This window comes from Leuconostoc garlicum (assembly GCF_001998805.1).
GTDB classification, from domain to species: Bacteria; Bacillota; Bacilli; order Lactobacillales; family Lactobacillaceae; genus Leuconostoc; species Leuconostoc lactis.
Map to the genome: position 1 here is coordinate 667,630 of NZ_CP016329.1, position 22,614 is coordinate 690,243.

The window sequence follows — 22,614 nt, forward strand, 5'->3', positions numbered from 1 at the left end:
ATTGCTGACCAATCTCAAGATGTGCACATAAAAATAGAGACTCTACTCTTATCTACGGGATCTTAAAATTCGTTTGACAATTGATTGCACTTCCTTTATTTAGACTACTGATAGTGTAACAGTTTTTTGCGAAACTGTCTATTAAAAGACCGTCGTATCATCGTTAAAACGGACGATTCTGGCGTCATGGGGGTCGAGTTCGAGCTGCATGACCGCCCCGTTTTTAACGGGTTCACTGGCGAAATCATGGCGGCCAAACTTTTCGGCAATCCCACGAATTGTTGTACCGTGTGACACGATGAGGACGTTATCGCCGTCTTTATGACGGAAGCGAATATCATTAAACCCACGTGAAACGCGCGTCCACCATTGTTCGTCGTCTTCGGCGAAGTGATAAGGGTCAGCTTGACGAATCGTGTTCATCGCATCAGCCATGCCGTAGATGGTAATCAAGTTTGTGTAAGTCTCAAAGGGTGTGTCTTTGAAAGCAGTGAGTGTAGTTGTGACGGTTTCACCGTTAATACCTTCAAACGACCCAAAGAACTGTTCACGGAAATCAAAGAGTTGCGTTGGTTCTTCTGGTGAGTCCGCCGTATTATTTTTCAAAATGTAGCGTGCGGTATGAATGGCACGAGTCAAATCAGATGAGTAAGCGCCATCAAAATGAATGTTAGCCAGTCGCTTACCGGCATTCAAGCCATGTTCGATCCCTTTTGGGGTGAGGGGAGCATCAGACCAACCTTGAAAACGGTGTAAGAAGTTAAAGTAAGTTTCGCCGTGACGGACAATATAGACGTTAATTGACATAGTAATAGTTGTAGGGCATTATCTTGAACGGTCGTTCCGTAATACGCTACAATTGCCTCCTAAATGGTTATTATCTCCATTCTAACATAAAATGTCAGACACCAAAAAAGACCGCAAACGCGGTCTTGTCATTAAGCGGGTGAATCCGCTGTATTTGACTTGTCATCTTTTTCATCTTCGTCGAAGATGCCATTATGATTTAAGTCTTGTTTTGGTGTTGGCAACTCTTGGACAATAAATTCTGAAATGTAGGCATTGTCATAATCTAAGGCCGTTAATTTGAAGTTGGCCACTTGCATTGTGTCACCAGCTCTAAATTCAGGGTCATGATTTAAGACATAACCGGTCAAAGTCACCGCTTCGTCTTCTTCAAGTTCTTTAATCTTCTTGTTGAAGTAACGTTCAAAGTCATAAAGGGTCATCTTACCAGAGACTTTATAACGGTGATCACCAAGCTTTTCGATGTAATCGTCTGAGACATCATCGATTTCATCACGGACCGTACCGAAAAGTTCTTCGTAGATATCCTTATCTGTGATCATACCACTGGTACCACCGTATTCGTCCACGACAATGGCGATCGGTGAACGCTTGATAATCATTTCATCCATGACATCATGCAAGTCCATGTTTTCAGGGACGGCTGGAATATCACGCATGATTTTAGCGACCGTATCTTGATCGTTAATACGAGATTGACGCAAGAGGTCATAGATAAAGACATAACCTAACACTTTATCTTTGTCATTGTCAGCAATGACTGGGAAACGTGAGTAACGATCTTGTAGGTAAAGATTGATGGCATCAGCGATGGTTGTCGTGACATCAATAGCAGTCATTGATGTGCGATCAATCATGATATCCACGGCAACCTTATCGTTCATCTCAAAGGCGCGCTTCATAAACGTCAAATCTTCTTCGTCCAGCTCACCAGCAGCGGCGGCATTACGTGACAGTGAGAGAATTTCAGTTTGTGAATAAATGTCTTCTTCGCCATCCGTACGGAAGCCCAACATGTGGGTGATCATATTTGATAGATGATCTAATGTCCAAATCAACGGGAACAGCAGAATGTGGAAGAAACGCACAGGACGAACGATTAGCATTAAGACCTTAATGGGTTCTTCAATCGCGATGTTTTTCGGTACCAAATCGGTAAACACCGCATGCACGACCGTGAAAATAATCATGGCAGAGACTGACGACACAACGCCAGAATATTCTGCTGGAATCAAACCGGTCTTTAGAATGATCTCGGCGACTGTCTCTTCACCAATCCAACCTAAAATCAAACTCGTAAGTGTAATACCGACTTGTGCAGTCGATAGATATTCAGTTAAATGCGATGCCATATAAATGGCGTGCTCAATATTACGTGAAGGCTTTTCACGATTTTCTTGCAAATCGCGGAGCGCACTCAAACGTACTTTAACCAAAGAGTATTCTGTTAACGTGAACAAAATAGCAAGTAACAGCACCAAAACAATAATGACAAAGTTAAGGAGCATAGACGGACCAGAATCCAAAGTCGTAAACCTCTTTTCTTATGTATACTACACGGTATTATACCAGAAAACACCATGAAATAAAAATGAGACTCGGGCGGAGCGGGCGGCTCATGTTATCAGAAACGAACACATTTTCGCTTGTTGTCAAGTGGGTCGATGCGTACAAAAGACCGTGATGCGCGAAAACTGGCACTTTTGACGTGTTTTCTAAGTTTTTTGTGATGGTTTCATTTGTGGTGAAATTGGCATAATCGTTGATATGTCGGGGTTTTTCACGCACAAAAAATAAGTTTGTGAAATTTAAAATCATTTTTCTCGGCAAACAATTGCAAATATTGTCTCGTGTCGAACAACTGTTTGTGAAGACGTATATTGTCCTTGTTTAATTTCCAAAAGAGGGTAAACTAGCAATAACAATTAAGACAAAAGATTGAGGCAACGATTATGGAAAAAGTAACTGTCTATACAAAATATAACTGCGTACAATGCAAAATGACGAAGAAGTTCTTGTCAGCGCAAGGTATCCCCTTTAAAGAAATCAATATTGAAGAAGAAGTGGCGTATGTGGAAACGTTAAAGGCTGACGGGTTCCGACAAACACCAGTTGTCGCCATTGAGGGCATGCCAAAGTTTTCTGGTTTCCGCCCAGACGTACTCAAAAAGATTTCAGCTTAATTTAAGCCATTAATGAATGAAGACCAAAGGCGGAAGTCAACGGCGATGAGTTGTTGATTTCCGCTTTTATAACAAATACAATAATAGAGTAAGGATTGTAATTATGCCATTAAAAGAGATTAACTTAGATAAGGTGACTTATTTTGACTTAAATAACCAAGTCAACATTCCAAAAAACAATCAAATTCAACTTGAAAAAGACCAAGAAGCGCTAGATGCTTTTCTGACGGAAAACGTTTGGCCGAATGTTTTAAAGTTCGACTCTTTGTCAGAACGTTTTGAGTGGCTTTTTGAGAACAACTTTTTGGAACGCGCCTTTATCGAACAGTATCGCTTAGCGTTTATTGAAGAATTGTATGCTTACCTTGAAGGCGAAAACTTTAACTTCAAGTCATTTATGGCGGCGTTCAAGTTCTATAACCAATATGCGCTGAAAACAAATGATGGCCAATATTACGTTGAAACTTACATCGATCGTGTTGCGATGAATGCATTGTATTATGCTGCGGGTAATGAAGCGTTGGCCTTGCGTTTGGCCGATGAAATGATTCACCAACGTTACCAACCAGCCACACCAAGTTTCTTGAATGCTGGGCGGGCGCGTCGTGGTGAATTGGTGTCATGTTTCATTATTCAAACGTCGGACGACATGAATTCAATTGGACGAACGATTAATTCGGCGTTGCAACTTTCAAAAATGGGTGGTGGTGTCGGCATTAACGTGTCGAACTTGCGTGAAGCAGGGGCTCCAGTTATGGGGATCGCCAATTCAGCAGGTGGCGTTGTGCCAATCATGAAGTTGTTGGAAGACTCTTTCACATTTTCATCACAAGTTGGGGCACGACAAGGGGCCGGTGTTGTCTATTTGTCAGTGTTCCATCCTGACATTATGGCTTTCTTGTCAACGAAGAAGGAAAATGCGGATGAAAAGATCCGTGTGAAAACATTGTCACTTGGCTTGACTGTGCCAGACAAGTTCTATGAACTCGTGCGCAAGAACGAGGACATGTACTTGTTTAGTCCAGCAGACGTGGAAAAGGTGTATGGTGTCCCATTTAACTATGTCGACATCACGGCTGAGTACGACAACATGGTGGCCAATGATCAAATTACAAAATATCGGCTCAATGCGCGGACACTTGAAGAAGAAATTTCAAAGTTACAGCAAGAATCTGGCTACCCTTACATTATTAACATTGATGTGACCAACCGTGCTAACCCCATTGCAGGTAAGATTGTGTCATCAAACTTGTGTTCAGAAATTTTGCAAGTCCAGACACCATCGGAACTTGATAATGGGCAACAATACACACGTTTGGGATCAGATGTCAGCTGTAACTTGGGATCAATCAACATTGTGAACATGATGGCAACGCCTGATTTTGAAACATCTGTTGATACGATGGTACGTGCCTTGACGTTTGTTTCTGATACGTCAAACTTGGATGTGGTCCCATCAATTGCCAAGGGTAACCAAGAAAAGCATGCCATTGGCCTTGGGGCAATGGGCTTGGCAGCTTATTTTGCACAAAACCAAATGTATTATGGTGACGAAGCGTCCCTTGACTTTACGTCAACATTCTTCATGACGTTGAATTATTATTCAATTAAAGCGTCAATGAAGTTGGCCAAGGAACGCCAAGAAAAGTTCTTTGAGTTTGACAAGTCAGCGTACGCCGATGGGACTTATTTTGATAAGTATCTCACGCAAGATTGGGCACCAAAAACACCAAAAGTTGCCGCTGCCTTTGCTAATCACCACGTGCCAACACAACGTGACTGGTTAGAATTAAAGGAAAATGTCATGAAGTATGGGATGTATCATGCCTATCGTCATGCGATTGCGCCAACCGGTTCAATTTCTTATGTGAATGACACCACCGCAACATTGTTACCAATTGTCAATAAAATTGAAGAACGTCAAGAGGGGATGATCGGAAAAGTGTACTATCCTGCGCCTGGTTTAAACAACGAGACGATGCCATATTACGTGTCAGCCTATGATACGGATATGCGCAAAGTCATCGATGTTTATGCCGCGGCACAAGAACACATTGACCAAGGGATGGCCTTAACGTTATTCATGCGTTCAACGTTGTCAACGGCGTTGTATGAATGGAAAAAGGGTCGGACAGAAAAGATGACAACACGTGATTTGACGATTTTGCGTCACTATGCCTTTAATAAGGGGATTAAGTCATTGTATTATGTCCGCACATTTACGGATGATCACCAAGAATCTGGTGTGAACGAGTGTGAAAGTTGCTCGATTTAAGCACATCACGTTACAAGGGATAAGAGGGTCATGGTCAAAATTAATATTTTATATGCGTCAACAGAAGGTAACACAGTATCATTTGTCTCAAAGTTAAGCGAAGTGGCAGCAGCGCATGGCGACACGGTCGTCGCGCGTTGTATTGGGGATGAAACGGATTACGCTAACGAGACAGAGCCGTTTGTGGCTATTGTACCAACCTATTTAACAGGAGGTACAGGGACTGGGCCAGAAGTCACCGAGATTTTTACGAACGCTTTGGGCGACTATATCGCCTTTGGACGGAATCAACAGTATCTCAAAGGTGTCATCGGCTCAGGGAACCGTAATTTTAACGTCCAATTCAATTTGACAGCGACACGTTATGCTGAACGGTTTAACGTACCGATGTTATATGCCTACGAATTACGCGGAAGCACATTCGATGCAGACAAAGCTTATCACTTAATCAAACCAATATTTGGAGAATAACTGTGGTACAACATTTAAAAGACAATTCATATACAGCAATTAACTGGAACAACATTGAAGACGAGTTGGACAAGGCAACGTGGGAAAAGCTCACCCAACAATTTTGGCTCGACACGCGTATCCCGATTTCAAATGATTTGCGGCATTGGCGTGGTAACATGACACCGCAAGAACAAAAAACGATGAACCTTGTCTTTGGTGGGCTCACGACGTTGGATACTTTGCAATCACAAGATGGGTTAGCCCAACTGAAGTTTGATGCCCTTAACCAAAAAGAAGAAGCCGTTTTGAATAACATCCAATTTATGGAATCAATTCATGCGAAGTCTTATTCATCAATTTTTGAGACGTTAAATGAAAAGTCAGAAATTGAAGCGATTTTTGAATGGGCTGATAACAACGAATTCTTGCAATATAAGGCCAACCGTATCAATGATGTGTACCAAACAGGCACACCATTGCAAAAGAAAGTTGCCTCTGTCTTTTTGGAAACGTTCTTGTTCTATTCTGGTTTTTATACGCCGCTTTATTTCTTGGGACACAACAAAATGCTGAACGTGGCGGAAATCATCAAGTTGATTATTCGGGATGAATCTGTTCACGGTACGTATATTGGCTATAAGTTCCAAATTGGCTTTAACCAATTATCTGAAGCGGAACAAGCAGAATTGCAAGCTTGGATGTATGATTTGCTCTATGATCTTTATGAAAATGAAGAGAATTACACACATGAATTGTACGATGACTTGGGCTGGTATGATCAAGTCATGACCTTCCTCCGTTATAATGCCAATAAAGCATTGATGAATCTTGGTCAGGAACCAATGTTTCCTGATGGTGCCGAGGATGTGAATCCGGTGGTCATGAATGGTTTATCAACGTCAACGGCTAACCATGACTTTTTCTCAGGTGTTGGGAACGGGTATCTCTTGGGTGCTGTTGAGGCGATGGAAGAAGACGATTACACAATCGGACAATAATAAAAAGCGTGATTGCAAACAGCAATCACGCTTTTTAAATTTCTTCATGTTCAAACAATGGGACGCGACGTTGGAGAAAAGTAGCGAACTTGGGATAAAGGGTGGCTGAAAGAATCACCCAAGCATAGGCGAATAGAATCGCTGCAACCGTATCACTTAAAAAATTAGCGTTGAAATACAAACGACTCATAATGGTTAGGGCACCGATGAGCTGGGTCAACCAAGTGATAATGATTTGCGCACGGTGGCTGTTGATATTGGGCGTCACTAGGATACCAATAATGAAAATGACGACGAACAAGCCAAAGACGTGCGAGCTGGGAAATGAAGAGGCCGTATCCGATAATAAATGACCAACTGGCCGTGGCCGATTGACAATGAAGCGGATGATACTCAACACCACGTCACCAAGCAAGACGCTGACAACGGTCCAAATCGCTGGGACACGCAATTGCGCAATAACGAGTACGCCAGCCAAAATAAAGGCATAAATGACGTCGACGACAGGGTTACCTAAAAAAGTCGCAATGGCCATAACCGTATCACCAAAGTTAGACTGTACCGTGTTGAACAGACTGTGTAACAGTTGGTCGAGTGCGACAGGCACTATAATATTAAATTTAGTGAGTAGGCCGAGCAGACAGGCGATCAGAAAGCAAATCAGAGCGTGCCGGCGCTGTTTATTGGTGGCGGATACAATCATGAGTTACAACTCCAAATGCAGTTTTTTACCTTATTCTAGTATAATGAATGCCTGCGATATAAACAAGATAATTTACTTGAAATCCAGTCAGCGTTAGCAGAATCAGCATCAGCCAAAAAATTAAAAAAATTCGCGAAAAGGGGTTGTCAAGGTTTTAAATATTTGTTATTATAATATAGTTGTTTGAGACATGGGAGTGTAGCGAAGTCTGGCTAAACGCGACGGACTGTAACTCCGTTCCTTCGGGTTCGTAGGTTCGAATCCTACCGCTCCCATAGCCGATTAATAGTTAACGGCTGAATAAATTAACTATTGCCCCTTGGCCAAGCGGTAAGGCAGCGGTTTTTGGTACCGCTATGCGCTGGTTCGAATCCAGCAGGGGCAATCTTAAAAACCGGCATACATCATGTATGCCGGTTTTTCTTTGTCGAAAAAGGACACAAAAAAACCTAGTTATCATCAGATAACTAGGTTAATGCATTACTTTGTCAAAGTCTTCTTAGAAACAACTGACAAGTCATCAGCAAGGTCGTAAACCAATGGTTGGCCGTTAGCAATTTCAACATTCAAGATGTCTTCATCTGAAATGTTTTCCAAGTGCTTAACCAAGGCACGCAATGAGTTACCGTGGGCAGCGATGACAACGTTCTTGCCAGCCTTCAATTGTGGGGCAATGTCTGATTCCCAGAATGGCAAAACGCGTTCCAAAGTAATCTTCAAGTTTTCACCCAATGGCAATTCACCTTCAGGTACATCAGCGTAACGACGGTCAAAGGCAGGGTATGTCTTGCCTTGTACAGTCACTTCTTCGTCGTAGCTGTCCAACAATGGTGGCAAAACGTCGTATGAACGACGCCAGATGTGGACTTGTTCAGCACCCCACTTTTCAGCAGCTTCGGCCTTGTTTTGTCCTTGCAAAGCGCCGTAGTGACGTTCGTTCAAACGCCATGACTTCACTTCAGGGATGTACAATTGACCAGCTTCTTCCAAAGCGTAGTGCAATGTTGTGATGGCACGTGTCAAAACAGATGTGTAAGCTTGGTCAAATTGGATGCCTTCAGCAGCCAACAATTCACCAGCTTCTTTGGCTTGGGCGATACCCTTGTCTGACAACTTTGTGTCAACCCAACCGTTGAACAAGTTCAATGCGTTCCATTCACTTTGACCGTGACGGATCAATACTAACTTAGCCATGTGTGCTAAACTCCTTAATTTGTGTTTAATCTAACATATTCATTATACCACGAAATTTGGACACAAAAAAACTCGCCGAAGCGAGTTTTTTGTGTTAGTTGTTTAAGATTACAACTTAACGATGTTTGCAGCTTGCAAACCGCGGTCTGAAGTTTCAACTTCAAATTCAACAGCTTGGCCTTCTTCAAGAGTCTTGAAGCCGTCGCCTTGGATAGCTGAGAAGTGTGCAAAGACATCTTCACCATTTTCGCGAGTTACGAAACCGTAACCCTTTTCGCCGTTAAACCACTTTACTGTGCCTTTTTCCATGATATGTTTCTCCTTGGTGTGCTCACCAATGTTATATTTTGTAACTTAAATAATTGGTACTTGAGCGCCTTCCGAGAAAAACAAATCAAAATCAATAACTTTTATTACAAGACCAGTGTACCACACTGAGAGAAATAAGCAAGATAAAAATATCAAAGAATTTTTGCGTTAATAAAAGTCTTCTATATGAAGTAGAAGACTTTTTTGCGGATTTGGGGTGGAAAGAGGGGCGGCGCAGGGGCTAAATGGTGTTTTATTAAGCTATCATTTTTAGGATTTTTGATAAAAAATATTGACATCTTGTGTTGAGTAAGCTAAACTAATAGAGTTGTCAATACAAACAACATCGCAGCCGTGGCGGAATTGGCAGACGCGCAGGATTAAGGATCCTGTGCCCGTTTAGGGCGTGCGGGTTCGACTCCCGCCGGCTGCATCCAAGCTATTTTATCAGATGACTGATAAAATAGCTTTTTTGTTATGTCAGGCACGCAATGCTGATTTTTCTTGTGGTAAAATAGTGGTAATGGAGAATAATAATGTTACTTTTCAAACGAACAAAGCGTGAACCAAAAACTGAAGATGTCTTATCACAATCAGATTTTGATTTAATGCAGCAAGAAAATGATAAAATGCTCGATCAGATTGAAGCATTGAAACTGGATGTGTCGGAGTTACAATCAGAAAACCAACACTTATCAGAGTTGTTGGCACGGAGTAAGCATCAACGATCACTCGTGAAAACGGGGATGGGATTAGGTGTGCTGGTTGTGAGTTACATTTTATTACGTCTAGTGAATGAAGAAGCGCAATATACAGCGATGTTGCTACTAATTGAAGCAATCTTCATGTTTGTCATGTTGCGAGGAGATGATAAATGATGGCGAAGATGCACAAGTCAAAACGCGTGCCGTTTGTGGTCGCAAACTGGAAGATTAATAAGTTGCAGGCCGACGTCACGGACTTTTTGGCGCAAGTTAATGGCAAGGTGCCGGATCAACATGTTGTTGAAACGGGCATTGCAGCGCAAGATTTGTTTTTGGCAGATATGGTGCGCGCAACGAAAGAAACACCCGTTCATGTTGTCGCGGAAAATGTGCACTGGGAAGACAGTGGGGCCTATACTGGCGAAACATCACCCAAAGCGTTAAAAGATATTGGGGCAACTTATGTCTTGATTGGTCATTTTGAACGTCGGAAGTTCTTCAACGAAACGGATTCGACGGTGAACTTGAAAGTCACGGCCGCTTTACGTAACGGCTTGCGACCAATTATTGACGTAGATGAAGATATGAGTACGTACGCGCAGTTTATGGATGCTGAACCCTCTGTGGCGCAAGTGGCAGCGGCGCTTGCTGGTGTCTCAGTTGATCAAATTCGGAATGTGACGATTGCTTATGAACCAACGTGGGCCATTGGCTCAGGTGAAGCAGCCAGTGCGGATCAAGCGCAAAAGGCTGCGCATTTGATTCGCCAAACTTTGGCGAAGTTGTATTCACCGGTGATTGCTGAACAAGTCCGTATTTTATATGGGGGTTCAGTGACGCCGCATAATGCCCGCGAAATTATGCGACAAAAAGATATTGATGGCGTGCTGGTTGGGACAGCGGCACTTGATCCAGATAATTTCTTACAATTAGTTGATATTGCGCGTGATCCAGATGTCCCAGAATTTGATGTTGAACATGTTTAATTAAAAGGGGCAGCACCACTGTGCGTCTCCCGCAAAGGGCTTGCAAATGATTGCAAAAGGCGTATAATTATTCTTAGTAATACTGTGAATAAATATGGCTTTTTGCGAAATATTGTCCGCAATACCTTTATATTGAAGCAAACGTTGTCTGCGGAAACAGCGGCGATTGCTTTTTTTGTGCCTATTCGGGGTCAAGTTCGGTGGGAATCACCATCTTGTAACTGAATTGTAACAAACAAAACGCAGCGAAAAACAAACGAGGTGATAAATGTGGCAGGACATTTAGTAAAGTACGGTAAGCACCGTACTCGTCGTTCATATGCTAGCATCAAAGAAGTGCTTGATGTGCCAAATTTGATTGAAATTCAAACGGCGTCATATCAATGGTTCTTGGATGAAGGTATTAAAGAAATGTTTGGCGACATCATGCCAATCGATGATTTCCAAGGCAACTTGTCATTGGAATACGTCGATTACAAGTTGATGGAACCAAAGTACAACATTGATGAGGCGCGTGAACACGACGCCAACTACTCAGCACCATTACACGTTACTTTGCGTTTGACGAACCATGAAACTGGTGAAATCAAGTCACAAGACGTGTTCTTTGGTGATTTCCCATTGATGACAGAACAAGGCACGTTCATTATCAATGGTGCTGAACGTGTTATCGTTTCACAACTTGTGCGTTCTCCTGGTATCTATTACAACCAAGAAAACGACAAGAACGGTCGCCCACGCTATGGCACAACGGTTATCCCAAACCGTGGTGCTTGGTTGGAATACGAAACAGATGCTAAGGGTATCGCTAACGTGCGTATTGACCGGACACGTAAGTTGTTAATGACAGAATTGGTCCGTGCCCTTGGTTTCGGTTCGGATTCTGATATTATCGACATCTTCTCAGACCAATATGACGCTTTGAACATGACTTTGGAAAAAGACGTGCACAAAGATATGTCAGATTCACGTGTTGAAGAAGCGCTGAAGGACATTTACGAACGACTACGTCCGGGTGAACCAAAGACAGCTGATTCATCACGTGCCTTGTTGGTTGCGCGTTTCTTTGATCCAAAGCGTTATGATTTAGCATCAGTTGGGCGTTACAAGATCAACAAGAAGTTGTCATTGAAGACACGTTTGTTGAACCAAACATTGGCTGAAACATTGGCTGATCCTGATTCAGGTGAAATCATCGCCGAAAAGGGTACATTAGTTGATAAGACAGTGATGTCAAAGCTTAGCCCATACTTGGATCGTCCAGACTTCAAGACAACAACGTATACACCATCTGGTGATGCTGTGTTGAACGAACCAGTAACGCTTCAAAAGATTAAGATCGAATCACCTGAAAACCCTGAAAAGACATTGCTTTTGATTGGTAATGGTCACATCGGGGAAGACGACCGCACAGTGCGTCCAGCCGATATTTTGGCAGGCATGAACTACTTCTTGAACTTGCAAGAAGGTGTTGGTAACGTTGACGATATCGATCACTTGGGTAACCGTCGTATTCGTTCTGTTGGTGAATTGTTGCAAAACCAATTCCGTATTGGTTTGACACGTATGGAACGTGTGGTTCGCGAACGGATGTCAATCCAAGACGCTAACACTGTGACACCACAACAATTGATTAACATTCGACCAGTTGTGGCAGCCGTGAAGGAATTCTTTGGTTCATCACAATTGTCACAGTTCATGGATCAGACAAACCCATTGGGTGAAATGAACCACAAGCGTCGTTTGTCAGCCCTTGGACCTGGTGGTTTGACACGTGATCGTGCCGGCGTTGAAGTGCGAGATGTGCACTACACGCATTATGGCCGTATTGACCCAATCGAAACGCCCGAAGGTCCTAACATCGGTTTGATCAACTCTTTGGCAACGTATGGTCGCATTAACAAGTATGGCTTCATTGAAACACCATACCGTCGTGTTGACTGGACAACGCACAAGGTAACTGACAAGATCGATTACTTGACTGCCGATGAAGAAGATAACTACATCGTGGCACAAGCGAACTCACCATTAAATGAAGATGGTAGCTTCGTTCACGATACAGTGATGGCCCGTTTCGGTGAAGAAAACATTGAAACACCAATTGACCGCATTGACTACATGGACGTTTCGCCTAAGCAAGTTGTTTCTGTTGGAACAGCTGCGATTCCGTTCTTGGAAAACGATGATTCCAACCGTGCCTTGATGGGTGCCAACATGCAACGTCAAGCGGTACCTTTGCTTGATCCTCATGCACCACTTGTTGGGACAGGGATCGAATATAAGGCTGCGCACGACTCAGGGGTTGCCATGATTTCTCGTGCCGCTGGTGTCGTTGAATATGTTGATGGTCGCGAAATTCGTGTTCGTCGTGAAGACGGTCAATTAGATACGTATGAATTGATGAAGTTCCGCCGTTCTAACGGTGGTAAGAACTATAACCAAAAGCCAATTGTTCGTGAAGGTGAACATGTCGAAGCTGATGAAGTTTTGGCGGATGGCCCTTCAATGGAAAAGGGTGAACTAGCTTTGGGACAAAACCCATTGATCGCCTTTATGACTTGGCAAGGTTATAACTTCGAAGATGCCATCGTTTTAAACGAACGTTTGGTCCGTGAAGATGTTTATACGTCAATTCACATCGAAGAATATGATTCAGAAGCCCGTGATACAAAGCTCGGACCGGAAGAAATCACACGTGAAATTCCAAACACTGGTGAAGATCAGTTGAAGGATTTGGATGCGAACGGTATTATCCGTATCGGTGCCGAAGTGCATGACGGTGATATCTTGGTTGGTAAGGTAACGCCTAAGGGTGTGACTGAATTATCAGCCGAAGAACGTTTGCTCCATGCCATCTTTGGTGAAAAGGCCCGCGAAGTACGTGATACTTCATTGCGTGTGCCACACGGTGGTGGCGGTGTTGTGCAAAACGTCCGCATTTACACACCAGAAAACGGTGATGAACTTGCCCCAGGTGTGAACATGATGGTACGTGTGTACATCGCGCAAAAGCGTAAGATTCAAGTCGGTGATAAGATGGCCGGTCGTCACGGTAACAAGGGAACGGTTTCCGTTGTTGTCCCTGAAGAAGACATGCCATACATGCCAGATGGTACGCCAATTGACATCTTGTTGTCACCCATGGGTGTGCCTTCACGTATGAACATTGGACAAGTGCTTGAATTGCATCTTGGTTATGCAGCTAAGGAACTTGGTATCCACGTTGCCTCACCAGTCTTTGACGGTGCTAGCGATGATGAAATCGAAGCAGCTTTGCGTGAAGCTGGTTTGCCACGTGATGGTAAGTCAGTTGTTTATGATGGTCGTACTGGTGAAGCCTTCGACAAGCGTGTTGGTGTTGGTGTCATGCATTATATGAAGCTGGCCCACATGGTTGATGATAAGATTCACGCCCGTTCAATCGGACCATACTCATTAGTAACGCAACAGCCGTTGGGTGGTAAAGCCCAATTCGGTGGTCAGCGTTTCGGTGAAATGGAAGTTTGGGCCCTTGAAGCTTATGGTGCTGCTTACACGTTGCAAGAAATTTTGACTTACAAGTCAGATGACGTTGCAGGTCGTGTGAAGGTCTATGAGTCAATTATTAAGGGTGAACCAATCCCACGTCCAGGCGTGCCAGAATCATTCCGAGTATTGGTGAAGGAATTGCAAGCCCTTGGCTTGGATATGCAAGTCTTGGATGGCGCAGGCGATGAAGTTGAACTTCGTCAAATGGATGAAGATGACTCAATCTTGCCAGTTGATGCGCTTGAAAAGTTGGTACGCTCAAATCCTGATCTCTTAAACAAAGAAGATGAAGAAGTTGCGGCTGCATTCTCTAAGGTAGAGGCCCAAGAAATGACAGACACAACTGACGAAGCTTAATCATATACAATTAACGTGCACACAGTTTGTGGCACGTTTGTTATAAGGTAGGTTGAATGCCATATTGAACTTAGCTTATAGCAAACGTGTCGGGACTGGCTGGCAACGTTAACTTAATAAATAACGAAAGGTAACAGCAAATAGATGGCAATCGATGTTAACAAGTTCGAGAGCATGCAAATCGGTTTGGCTTCGCCTGATAAGATCCGTTCATGGTCTTATGGTGAAGTAAAGAAGCCAGAAACGATCAACTATCGAACACTTAAGCCAGAAAAAGACGGCTTGTTCGATGAACGCATCTTCGGACCTACAAAGGATTATGAATGCGCCTGCGGTAAGTACAAGCGAATCCGATATAAGGGAATTGTTTGTGACCGCTGTGGTGTTGAAGTGACATCATCAAAAGTTCGTCGTGAACGCATGGGGCACATCGAATTAGCTGCACCTGTTACACACATTTGGTACTTCAAAGGTATCCCATCACGTATGGGACTTGTCCTTGACATGTCACCACGTTCACTTGAAGAAATTATTTACTTTGCGTCATATGTTGTCATTGAACCTGGTGATGCACCAGTTGAAAAGAAGCAATTGTTGACTGAACGTGAATACCGTGAATTGAAGCGCGAATATGGTGCTAGCTTTAAGGCTGGCATGGGTGCTGAAGCAATTAAAGATTTGTTGGCAAGCGTTGATTTGGCTGCCGAAGCAGATCAATTAAAGCGTGAATTACAAGAAGCAACTGGTCAAAAGCGTGTACGTGCCGTACGTCGTTTGGACATTATTGAAGCCTTCTTGCAATCAGAAAACAAGCCTGAATGGATGGTCATGGATGTTATTCCAGTTATCCCACCAGACTTACGACCAATGGTGCAATTGGAAGGTGGCCGTTTTGCCACATCTGATTTGAACGATTTGTACCGTCGTGTCATTAACCGTAACAACCGTTTGAAGCGTTTGCTTGATTTGAATGCCCCAGGCATCATTGTGCAAAACGAAAAGCGTATGTTGCAAGAAGCCGTCGACGCCTTGATTGATAACGGTCGTCGTGGCCGTCCAGTGGCTGGTCCTGGTAACCGACCATTGAAGTCTTTGTCTCACATGTTGAAGGGTAAGCAAGGTCGCTTCCGTCAAAACTTGTTGGGTAAGCGTGTCGACTATTCAGGTCGTTCGGTTATCGATGTTGGACCATTCTTGAAGATGAACCAAATGGGCTTGCCACGTCCAATGGCGATCGAATTGTTCCGCCCATTCATCATGAAGGAATTGACAACACGTAAGTTAGCCGGTAACGTCAAGTCTGCTAAGCGTAAGATTGACAAGGCTGATGAAGATGTGATGGACGTATTGGAAGACGTGATCAAGGAACACCCAGTTCTTTTGAACCGCGCCCCTACGTTGCACCGTTTGGGAATCCAAGCCTTTGAACCTGTGTTGGTTTCTGGTAAGGCCATGCGTTTGCATCCATTGGTTACTGAAGCCTATAACGCCGATTTCGATGGTGATCAGATGGCCATTCACGTGCCATTGTCTGATGAAGCGCAAGCTGAAGCACGTTTGTTGATGCTTGCCGCAGGCCACATTTTGGCACCAAAGGATGGAAAGCCAATTGTTGCCCCATCTCAGGATATGGTGATTGGAAACTACTACTTGACGACTGAAGAAGCTGGTCGTGAAGGTGAAGGTATGATTTTCTCTTCTGTTGAAGAAGCAAAAATGGCCTTTGCAAGTAAGGTTGTCCACTATCATACACGTGTGGGTATCCAAACATCATCATTCCCAGCGGAAAAGCCATTTACGGACGAACAACGTTCAAAGATTATGGTAACTTCTGTTGGTAAGTTGTTGTTCAACGAAATTTTGCCAGTTGATTTCCCTTATATTAACGAACCATCTGAAGAAAACTTCAAGGGTGTTGATGACCGCTTCTTCATTGAAGCTGGTGAAAACATTCATGACTACTTGGCGGAAACACCAGTTGTTGGTTCCTTCAAGAAGGGCTTCTTGTCAGACATCATTGCTGAAGTCTACAAGCGTTATAAGGTAACGGAAACATCATTGTTGTTGGATCGCATGAAGGATCTTGGTTATGAAAAGTCAACAGAATCAGGTTTGACTGTATCTATGACTGATGTGACTGAATTGCCAGATAAGCCAGCCATCTTGGAAGATGCCCATAAGCAAGTCGCAACTGTGACAAAGCAGTTCCGTCGTGGTTTGATTACAGATGACGAACGTTACCAACGTGTCATTGAAATCTGGACTAAGGCTAAGGATGTTATCCAAGAAAAGTTGATTGCTTCCTTCGAACCAACCAACCCAATCTTCATGATGCAGGACTCAGGTGCGCGTGGTAACATTTCTAACTTCGTGCAGTTGGCCGGTATGCGTGGTTTGATGGCGGGTCCTGGTGGTAAGATTATTGAATTGCCAGTTACAGCGAACTTCCGTGAAGGTTTGACTGTGATGGAAATGTTTATTTCAACCCACGGTGCCCGTAAGGGAATGTCAGATACGGCCTTGAAGACGGCCAACTCTGGTTACTTGACACGTCGACTTGTCGATGTGGCGCAAGACGTTATCGTGCGTGAATGGAACAACAATTCTGATCGTGGTGTGGCTGTTCGCGCTATCATGGACGGCACATCTGTTGTTGAGCCATTGTACGACCGTATCTTGGGTCGTTATGCCATGAAGTCAGTCTTTGATCCAGAAACTGGTGAAAAGATTGTTGCCCGCAACGAAATGATTGATGAAGATATCGCTAAGCGTATTGTGGCTGCTGGTATCGAAGAAGTGACAATTCGTTCAGTCTTTACATCAACAACTGAACACGGTGTTTCTGTGTTGGATTATGGTCGTAACTTGGCAACTGGTGAAGAAGTTGAAGTCGGTGAAGCTGTTGGAACAGTGGCTGCCCAATCAATCGGTGAACCAGGTACCCAATTGACGATGCGTAACTTCCACACGGGTGGTGTTGCTGGTGGAAACGATATCACACAAGGTTTGCCTCGTGTGCAAGAAATTGTTGAAGCACGTATTCCTAAGGGACGTGCCGAAATTTCTGAAGTGACTGGTACAGTTGTTTCAATCGAAGAAAATCCAGCCGAACGTACAAAGGCTGTGACAATCGAAGGTGAAACAGACACACGGACATACACATTGCCATTGGCTGCACGTATGCGCTTTGCTGAAGGTGATGCCATTAAGCGTGGTGATGCCATTAACGAAGGACCAATCGATCCAAAGGAATTGTTGGCTGTAACGGATACTTTGACGACTGAATCATACATGTTAACGGAAATCCAAAAGGTTTACCGTTTGCAAGGTATCGAAGTGTCAGATAAGCATATCGAAGTCATGATCCGTCAAATGTTGCGTAAAGTACGTGTCATGGATCCAGGTGAAACGAATCTTTTGCCAGGTATGTTGATGGATATTGCTGATTTCCAACGCGCCAACGAACCAGCCTTGTTTGCTGGTCAGGTGCCAGCAACGGCACGTCCAGTGTTGCTTGGTATTACTAAGGCTGCCTTGGAAACAAACTCATTCTTGTCTGCCGCATCATTCCAAGAAACAACACGTGTCTTGACTGATGCCGCAATCCGCGGAAAGAACGATCCATTGGTTGGTTTGAAAGAAAACGTTATCATTGGTAAGATTATTCCTGCCGGAACAGGGATGGCTGAATATCGTAAGATTAAGAGCAAGGTGGTTGGGGATGTGATTGCACAACCTGACGCTGAAGCTGATGCATCTGCTGATATTCCAAAGTTAGATGATGTGGCTAAGTCATTTGACGCCTAATTCATCATCAAAAACGTTCACAGTGATGTGAGCGTTTTTTTGTGCCATTAACGCCTGTCATACCAATTAGGCCACAAAAAGTACCAATTAGGCCAAAAATATAGGCGCACTGCCTGACGCCGGTTACACTAAAGAAGTTCTTGCTTTAGTCAGGAAACTCGTACGCACAAACGTTATCTCGCGTATAATAGGAGTATGACTAATTTACAATATGAACAAATGAACGGGTTATCGTTGGCTTATATCGGCGATGCAATCTATGAACTTGAAGTGCGCCAGCATTTGTTATCACTTGGTTTAACTAAGGTGAATGACTTACAAAAGCGCAGTAAACACTATGTTTCAGCCAAGGCGCATGCCGCTTTGTTTGACTTGATGATAACAGACAATCTGCTAACCGATACCGAACTAAGTTATTTCAAACGTGGTCGGAATGCAAAATCGCATACGAAAGCGAAAAATACGGATGTTGTGAGCTACCGTGTTTCAACGGGGGTAGAAGCCCTTTTTGGTTTCTTATATCTATCGCAGCAACATGATCGTATTCAATCACTTATGACATGGATTTTTGAACAAGTTGAATCAGGGAGAACAGTAAAATGAAACGTGAACAAGAAACGCCTAACCAAGCCGAATTTGTCTATGGCCACTATGCCAGTGTTGCCGCACTAAAAGGGACGCAAGAAATCAATAAAGTATGGCTACAGACTGGCTTGCAAGATAAAATTCGCAATGAAGTGACGCAGCTGGCTAAAAAAAGAGGTTTAGTTATTCAACAAGCGCCAAAATCAAAGCTGGATGAATTGACTGATGGTGGTAATCATCAAGGTGTCGTTTTGAGTGTCGCAGCCTTTACCTACGCCACAATTGATGATCTTTTTGCCCGGGCAGAAGAACGCCAAGAAGCACCATTTTTCTTAATTTTAGATGGGATTGAAGATCCCCATAATTTGGGGTCGATTTTACGTACAGCGGATGCAGCCGGTGTGCATGGCATTATCATTCCAAAGCGACGGGCAGTCCAGCTTACGGCGACAGTAGCGAAAATTTCAACCGGTGCGATTGAATATGTACCAGTTGCGCGTGTGACAAATTTGGTGAATACGGTTAATGAACTTAAAGACCGTGGTGTTTGGATTTTTGGGACCGATATGGCTGGGGAAGACTATCGCCGTTGGGATGCTAAAGGTGCAACGGCGTTGGTGATTGGTAATGAAGGCAAGGGAATTTCACCTCTGTTGAAGAAAAAGGTTGATGGCATGCTTACGATTCCAATGGTTGGTCATGTCCAAAGTCTGAATGCCAGTGTTGCCGCAAGTTTGTTGATTTATCAAGGATTTAGCTCACGTAACCCACTGTAATGGTGTACGAGTAGTTGTTGCAGCGTTAATCGATTGATGACCTGAATACTAACTACTGCCACTTGTAGTGTGGGGGATTAGTGTTGGGGAAAGATAGATTACTTGCTGCCGTTCGTGCAGCACAAAATGGCCATGATATTGCGTACAATGTTTTAATTAAACATTTAAAAGGTGCGATGTTTGACATTCATCGACGTAAAGTGAGTAGCCGCATCTCGGCTGACGACTGGTATGCAGATGGGTTAGAAATTTTACTACGTTGTGTGCAACGGTTTGACACGATTCAGCCAAGAGCAAAATTTTCAACTTACTTTATGACGGCCTTATCCAATCATGCAACGGATTTAATTCGGTCATATTACACCGCAAAATCTGAATTCGAAAAACAAATGATTTCAGATACAAATGATGTTGCAGAAACTGTTATTGATTGCGGAACCGATACGTATAATCCAGAACAGCTTGTCGTATTACGCGAAATGTTGAACACAACGCTGGTTGCGAAAACACCAGAATTTCGACAAACTGTTTTGCAGTTGTTAGGAGCTGAAAGTGGCGCAATGCCGGGCACGACACGGCGTTTTGAACAGATGCAATACCGTTTAAAAAAGGCGATCCAACAGGCCATATCTTCTTAATGATCATGAATTTTGTACACAAATTATGTTTCAACCACTGGCCTGTGATATAATATACATGGTAGAAAACCATAAACCAAAGGAGAAACAGACAGATGTCTTTAATCACTGATATTATCGCACGTGAAGTTCTTGACTCACGTGGAAACCCTACACTTGAAGCAGAAGTTATCACAGAATTAGGTGGTTTCGGTCGCGGTATGGTACCTTCAGGTGCCTCAACTGGTGAACACGAAGCTGTTGAATTGCGTGATGGCGACAAGTCACGCTTTGGTGGCAAGGGAACAACAAAGGCCGTTGCCAATGTTAACGATGCTATCGCTAAGGCTTTGGTTGGTAAGTTCGACGTAACTGACCAACGTGCAATCGATCAAGCTATGATCGAACTCGACGGTACAGAAAACAAGGGTAAGTTAGGCGCAAACGCTATTTTGGCTGTGTCAATCGCTGTTGCCCGTGCAGCTGCGGATGAATTAGGTGTGCCTTTGTTCTCATACTTGGGTGGCGTTAACTCATACGTTTTGCCTACACCAATGATGAACGTTATTAACGGTGGTGCACACTCAGCTAACAAGGTTGACTTCCAAGAATTCATGATCATGCCTGTTGGTGCCCCAACAGTTAAGGAAGCTATCCGTTATGGTGCCGAAACTTTCCACGCTTTGAAGAAGTTGTTGGAAGCTGATGGTAAGGCAACATCAGTTGGTGATGAAGGTGGCTTCGCGCCTGACTTTGCTGACAACGAAGAACCTTTGAAGTACTTGATCCGTGCGATTGAAGCTGCTGGGTACAAGCCAGGTCAAGATATCGCTATTGCTGTCGACGTTGCCTCATCAGAATTGTATGATGCTGAAACTAAGACATACAAGTTGCGTTGGTCAACAGGTGAAGAATTCACAACACCTGAATTCATCAAGTACCTTGAAGATTTGACAGAACGTTACCCAATTATCTCAATCGAAGATCCTATCGATGAAAACGAATGGGAAGACTGGGCAACAATCACTGCTGAATTGGGTAAGAAGGTCCAATTGGTTGGTGACGACTTCTTCGTTACAAACACACAATACCTACAAAAGGGTATTAACATGGGTGCCGCTAACTCAATCTTGATCAAGGTTAACCAAATTGGTACTTTGACAGAAACTTTCGAAGCTATCGAAATGGCTAAGGAAGCTGGTTACACTGCTATTGTGTCACACCGTTCAGGTGAAACAGAAGACACAACAATTTCTGACTTGGTTGTTGCAACAAACGCTGGTCAAATCAAGACAGGTTCATTGTCACGTACTGACCGTATCGCTAAGTACAACCAATTGATCCGTATTGAAGAATTGTTGGGTTCAACAGGACAATACAAGGGTATCCAATCATTCTATAACTTGTCAGTTGCTGCACGCGATGCTATCCAAGCAAAGTAATCAGTGACTTGACTTAAAATCATACCTTTTGGTGTGATTTTTTTTTACCAAAAAAAAGAAGAGGTAGCTATTTACGATGACAAATAAAACGATATTGGCGCTAGGCGTTAGTGTGATTGCGGTTGCGACAGTGGCGCATGTTATTTACTGGGAAACCCGTCCAGCAGAAAAAAGAGCCCAAGATCCCGTAAGAAAGGTGCTGACATGGTTGAAAAACAAGTGACGAGATGTCAGTGGGTGACGCATTATCGGCCGTCAGAGACGATGGTTGCCTACCATGATGTTGAATGGGGACATCCCATTAGACAAGACGATCGGTTATTGTTTGAACTGCTAACGTTAGAAATTTTTCAAGCCGGGCTCAGCTGGGAAATTGCTTTAAACAAGCGAGCGGGTCTGAAACAAGCCTTTAAAAATTTTGATCTGACACAAGTCAGCCAAATGACCGCGCAAGATGAAGCAATGTTACGTAATGATGCAACAATTATTCGAAATCGGTTGAAGATTGCAGCCACGGTTAATAATGCACATGCCATTAAACGTGTACAAGCAGCATTTGGAAGCTTTTCAAACTACATGTGGCAGTTTACGAATGGTCAGGTGATTGACCATCATGTGACTGATGTCGCTCTGATTCCAGCGCAAAATGAGTTATCACAAAGTGTTGCTAAGGATATGAAGCAGCGGGGGTTTAAATTTGCGGGCCCAGTGACTATTTATTCATTTTTACAGGGGATGGGGGTCATTAATGATCATGAGGAAAGCTGTACATTCAAATACCATCAATAATTTAAAAATTTTAAATTAATTAGAATTATGATATTTTTCGTGAATTAAAAGAGAATATTATGTGATAAACTGATAATATCACATTGATAGCATTTGAGGTG

Annotated in this window: 18 protein-coding genes and 3 tRNA genes; 16 read left to right on the forward strand and 5 right to left on the reverse strand. The window is 43.4% G+C overall.

The genetic code is table 11. The features are described 5' to 3' along the window. Positions 1–141: 141 nt before the first annotated feature. Together A9176_RS03480 and A9176_RS03485 are read right to left on the reverse strand one after the other, a co-directional pair. A complete protein-coding gene (locus A9176_RS03480) occupies positions 142–807 on the reverse strand; it encodes a histidine phosphatase family protein (protein ID WP_077282123.1) in 666 nt (221 codons plus the stop codon). Positions 808–938: 131 nt separating this feature from the next. Beyond that, positions 939–2,333, reverse strand: a complete 1,395-nt coding sequence (locus A9176_RS03485) for a hemolysin family protein (RefSeq protein ID WP_029509465.1) — start codon at positions 2,331–2,333, stop codon at positions 939–941. Between the two features lie 426 nt (positions 2,334–2,759). On the opposite strand from A9176_RS03485, the gene nrdH reads away from it, so the two are divergent. From nrdH to nrdF, 4 genes are all read left to right on the forward strand, one after another. Then, entirely contained in the window at positions 2,760–2,990 is a 231-nt protein-coding gene (gene nrdH / locus A9176_RS03495; RefSeq protein ID WP_029508861.1) for a glutaredoxin-like protein NrdH, read from the forward strand. A 103-nt stretch (positions 2,991–3,093) separates the two neighbouring features. Further along, positions 3,094–5,265, forward strand: coding sequence for a class 1b ribonucleoside-diphosphate reductase subunit alpha (nrdE, locus tag A9176_RS03500; protein WP_068851547.1), 2,172 nt, complete (start codon positions 3,094–3,096; stop codon positions 5,263–5,265). 30 nt (positions 5,266–5,295) lie between these two features. Continuing rightward, positions 5,296–5,736 carry a class Ib ribonucleoside-diphosphate reductase assembly flavoprotein NrdI gene (locus A9176_RS03505; protein WP_029509467.1) on the forward strand — a complete coding sequence of 147 codons (441 nt, stop codon included), beginning with the start codon at positions 5,296–5,298 and terminating at the stop codon, positions 5,734–5,736. Positions 5,737–5,738: 2 nt separating this feature from the next. Next, positions 5,739–6,716: a class 1b ribonucleoside-diphosphate reductase subunit beta gene (gene nrdF, locus A9176_RS03510; protein ID WP_068851551.1), complete on the forward strand. Its 978-nt coding sequence runs from the start codon at positions 5,739–5,741 to the stop codon at positions 6,714–6,716. A gap of 34 nt (positions 6,717–6,750) precedes the next feature. On the opposite strand, the gene A9176_RS03515 is transcribed toward nrdF, so the two are convergent. After that, positions 6,751–7,419, reverse strand: a complete 669-nt coding sequence (locus A9176_RS03515; RefSeq protein WP_077282125.1) for a phosphatase PAP2 family protein — start codon at positions 7,417–7,419, stop codon at positions 6,751–6,753. 192 nt (positions 7,420–7,611) lie between these two features. Here A9176_RS03515 and A9176_RS03520 point away from each other — a divergent pair. Further along, positions 7,612–7,694: transfer RNA gene (locus tag A9176_RS03520), tRNA-Tyr, on the forward strand. 38 nt (positions 7,695–7,732) lie between these two features. Next, positions 7,733–7,804 (forward strand) — tRNA-Gln (locus tag A9176_RS03525). A gap of 95 nt (positions 7,805–7,899) precedes the next feature. Here the strand turns inward: A9176_RS03525 and gpmA are convergent. Further along, complete coding sequence (gene gpmA, locus A9176_RS03530; RefSeq protein ID WP_029509470.1) at positions 7,900–8,613, reverse strand: 2,3-diphosphoglycerate-dependent phosphoglycerate mutase; 714 nt, start codon at positions 8,611–8,613, stop codon at positions 7,900–7,902. A gap of 108 nt (positions 8,614–8,721) precedes the next feature. Beyond that, a complete protein-coding gene (locus A9176_RS03535) occupies positions 8,722–8,922 on the reverse strand; it encodes a cold-shock protein (RefSeq protein ID WP_010001709.1) in 201 nt (66 codons plus the stop codon). 348 nt (positions 8,923–9,270) lie between these two features. Here A9176_RS03535 and A9176_RS03540 point away from each other — a divergent pair. The 10 genes from A9176_RS03540 to A9176_RS03585 all read left to right on the forward strand — a co-directional run bounded on the left by A9176_RS03540 (position 9,271) and on the right by A9176_RS03585 (position 22,513). Beyond that, positions 9,271–9,355, forward strand: a tRNA-Leu gene (locus A9176_RS03540). A gap of 103 nt (positions 9,356–9,458) precedes the next feature. After that, positions 9,459–9,800: a hypothetical protein gene (locus A9176_RS03545; RefSeq protein ID WP_029509471.1), complete on the forward strand. Its 342-nt coding sequence runs from the start codon at positions 9,459–9,461 to the stop codon at positions 9,798–9,800. Beyond that, entirely contained in the window at positions 9,800–10,612 is an 813-nt protein-coding gene (tpiA, locus tag A9176_RS03550) for a triose-phosphate isomerase (protein WP_068853061.1), read from the forward strand. Before A9176_RS03545 ends, tpiA begins: the two co-directional genes overlap by 1 nt. Before the next feature lie 270 nt (positions 10,613–10,882). After that, positions 10,883–14,497 (forward strand): DNA-directed RNA polymerase subunit beta, encoded by a 3,615-nt coding sequence (locus tag A9176_RS03555; RefSeq protein WP_029509473.1) that lies wholly within the window; start codon positions 10,883–10,885, stop codon positions 14,495–14,497. A gap of 144 nt (positions 14,498–14,641) precedes the next feature. Next, complete coding sequence (rpoC, locus tag A9176_RS03560) at positions 14,642–18,304, forward strand: DNA-directed RNA polymerase subunit beta' (RefSeq protein ID WP_029509474.1); 3,663 nt, start codon at positions 14,642–14,644, stop codon at positions 18,302–18,304. Positions 18,305–18,499: 195 nt separating this feature from the next. Then, positions 18,500–18,907, forward strand: a complete 408-nt coding sequence (locus A9176_RS03565) for a Mini-ribonuclease 3 (RefSeq protein ID WP_010003348.1) — start codon at positions 18,500–18,502, stop codon at positions 18,905–18,907. Further along, on the forward strand, positions 18,904–19,665 hold the full coding sequence (rlmB, locus tag A9176_RS03570; protein WP_029509476.1) for a 23S rRNA (guanosine(2251)-2'-O)-methyltransferase RlmB: 762 nt from the start codon (positions 18,904–18,906) through the stop codon (positions 19,663–19,665). Before A9176_RS03565 ends, rlmB begins: the two co-directional genes overlap by 4 nt. Before the next feature lie 83 nt (positions 19,666–19,748). Continuing rightward, a complete protein-coding gene (locus A9176_RS03575; RefSeq protein WP_077282126.1) occupies positions 19,749–20,303 on the forward strand; it encodes an RNA polymerase sigma factor in 555 nt (184 codons plus the stop codon). 95 nt (positions 20,304–20,398) lie between these two features. Then, complete coding sequence (gene eno / locus A9176_RS03580; protein ID WP_010003319.1) at positions 20,399–21,724, forward strand: phosphopyruvate hydratase; 1,326 nt, start codon at positions 20,399–20,401, stop codon at positions 21,722–21,724. Positions 21,725–21,928: 204 nt separating this feature from the next. Then, the gene (locus A9176_RS03585) at positions 21,929–22,513 is read left to right on the forward strand and encodes a DNA-3-methyladenine glycosylase I (RefSeq protein ID WP_029509478.1); all 585 of its coding nucleotides are present in this window, start codon (positions 21,929–21,931) and stop codon (positions 22,511–22,513) included. Positions 22,514–22,614 lie beyond the last annotated feature (101 nt).